Source organism: Streptomyces hainanensis, from assembly GCF_004348415.1.
Taxonomy (GTDB): domain Bacteria; phylum Actinomycetota; class Actinomycetes; order Streptomycetales; family Streptomycetaceae; genus Streptomyces; species Streptomyces hainanensis.
The window spans coordinates 1-2,680 of sequence record NZ_SMKI01000699.1; the positions used below are offsets into that span (position 1 = coordinate 1).

At 71.9% G+C, this 2,680-nt stretch carries 1 protein-coding gene and 1 pseudogene; both read right to left on the reverse strand.

The genetic code is table 11. The annotated features are described in order from the left end of the window. Positions 1-1,223: hypothetical protein (locus tag E1283_RS34865; RefSeq protein WP_243745316.1), on the reverse strand; the 1,223-nt coding region annotated here is incomplete at its 3' end. Positions 1,224-1,313: 90 nt separating this feature from the next. Further along, positions 1,314-2,528: pseudogene (fxlM, locus tag E1283_RS34870) on the reverse strand (methyltransferase, FxLD system); the annotation flags it as partial. Positions 2,529-2,680: the final 152 nt, after the last annotated feature.

Below are 2,680 nucleotides of genomic sequence, written 5' to 3' on the forward strand. Positions count from 1 at the left end.
GTGGAGGGCGGTCGACGGTCGCGGCCGAGGCGTGGGGCACGACGTCCGCCCGTAGCAGCCGTCTCCTCCGAGCCCAGGCCGCCAGTCAGGCTCCCGCTGTCTCGGAGGGCGTAAGTCTGGGGTCGCTGGAGGGCGGGGCTTTGCCGGATGACGCTGTCGCTGGAGTGCAGGGCCGCTGTCAGTCGTCCCCGTGATTTCTGGGGAATGGTTCCCGCGCCGAGGGCGCGGGCTCGCACCAGCGTGCGGCAGCCTTGGGCTTGCCGGTCCGTGGCGATCGCGGTGAACAGCGGGTGCGCCAAGTTCTCGCGGGCCGCATAGCCGTCTTCGGCGTCCGTCGTCCTGCGATGCAGGTCCTCGACGATGCGGTGCGCGACGCGGCCTTCGGTGGGGCCAACCAGGTCGAGGATGGTGAGGCCGAGCCGGATGTCGAAGACAGTCATCCCGGGTTCGGGCTGCCGGTCGAGGTAGGTGGCTGTGAGGTCTGTCAGGTGGCTGTCGACCGGCTGTCCGGCGCTCCGGCGGCAGAGCACGGTCAGGCAGGCCGTGACAGCTTGCTCCCACGGGTCGCCTGGCATGGTGTCGACGAGGCGTACGGCGGCCCGCGCGATGTCGCCTGTGACGAGGGCGGCGAGTACGGCGACTTGGCGCCCGTCCAGCATGCGTTTGCCTACGCCGCGGTGCGCTTCGATGTGTGCGAGGGCCTCGGGCCAGCGTCCCTCGGTGGTGAGGGCGCGGGTGCCGTCGGCGAGGAGTACGCGCCACAGCCAGGCGCTGACTTCCTGGCGGTCCTCGCCGGTCGCGGCGAGGACCGCCGGAACGACCGCGCCCTCGATTTGGACGGCTACGCCCGCCTCAACGGCCCTGTACAGGTCGAGCAGTCGCTGACGAGCCTGATCCGCGCGGCCGGCGCGGAACTGGAGGCGGGCCAGGTTGACGACCGGTTCCAATGCCCGGATCGCGCTCGCGGCGGGCAGGGGGCAGGCGTGGAGATAGGCGGCGGCGTGCCGGTGACACAGCTCACGTGCGAGGTCGGGAAGGCCGAGATCGGAGGCGAGGAGCGCGGCCTGGTTGTGGACGGCGGAGGCGATGGCCTGGTCGCTCTTCCGCACCGCTGTGTCGGCGAGTTCGGTCAGGGTGCGCACGCGGGCGGGCAACGGCGGACAGGCGGGCCGGAATCGAGCGACGAGCGGGAAGCGCCGGGCTGTGGCTCCGTGCGGGTCCATGGGTCCCCCGGGGTGTGGGCGAGGACGGCTGAGGCGACGGTGCCCGCCAGCCGCACGGCTGGCGGGCACCGTCCGTTGCGCGCACGGATGTCACCGCCAGTCGACGATGATCCGGTTCAACGGGGTGTCCAGAGTGAAGAGGCCGGGCCGCTGCTCGATGGCGGGGGCGTCGAGGGGGTGGATCTCGAAGGTGGCCGCACGGTCGCGGTAGTGGCGGTCCCAGGTGCGGATGGCGTCGGCGACCTTGGCGCTCAGTTCGTCGCTGCCGGGGCCGTGGCCGATGACGCCGAACTCCCACAGCCTGCCGCCCTCGGGGGTCTTCTTCTCCGACGGGCGCCGGGCGAGGTAGGTGACGGCGCCCTTGTCGACAGCGGCCGTCGATGAGGGGTAGGGGTCGGCGACGAGCATCGTCCCCTTGGCGCTCTGGGGGAACAGCATCCGGATGAGGCCAGAGGGCAGGGAGCAGGACACGAACAGTTCCATCCACTCCGGCGACTCCGCGCCGTGGACGGTCATCCCGGTCCACTCCTCGGTGCGCGGCTGGTCCAGGACACCGGCGAGAGCGTCGACGTCGACGTACTGACCGGCCGGGGCCTGGAGTTGGACCGCGCCGTCCCCGCTGAGCGGGACCACGCGGCGGTCGTCGTCGGCGATGCCCCGTCGCAGCGGCATGAAGGTGTTCATCGCACTGCCGAGCGATACCCAGCGACCGTCGCGCTGTTCGTAGGCGATGGAGCGGGAGACGCTGCCCCTGAGACGCTGCGGGACGAGGAGACGGCCACCAGGGGCGAGCTGCCGCAACCAGGCGTGCGGCACACCGTGCGCGCCCACGGTCGCGATGATCCGCTCGTACGGCGCTCCCTCCACATAGCCGAGAGCACCGTCCCGGGTCACCACCCGGACGTCGCTGATCCCGGCCGCGGCGAGGTGCGCGCGGGCGCCCTCCACCAGGTCGTCATCGACATCGAGGGTGATCACATGCCCGGCCTCGCCGACGAGGTGGGCGAGGAGAGCGGCGTTGTAGCCGCTGCCCGCGCCGAGTTCGAGGACACGATCCCCCGGGCGGACGTCGAGCTGGTCGAGCATGAGAGCGACGACACCCGGCTGAGAGGCGCAGGAGATCGACCTGCCGTCACCGCCGTACTTGATGTGCACCGGCGCGTTGGCGTACGCGTCCCCAAGCGACGCATCGGGCACGAACAGGTGCCGGGGCACGGTCCGTAGCGCATCCTCCACGGCGGATGCGCGGGCGTGGCCGTCGGCGCGGATGCGGTCGACCAAGGCGTCGCGGAGCCGCTCCGCGTCGGTCTCGTGGCAGGTGGCTTCGCCACTCACCACAGCCACGGGTAGCCGAGCCGTCTGGCGAACTCCGCGGAGCCGCCGACGACTTCGGCGTCGGTGCGGGGGTCGGTGGTGGTGAGGTCGGCGAGCAGGGTGGCGGCGTCGTGGAGGGGGAG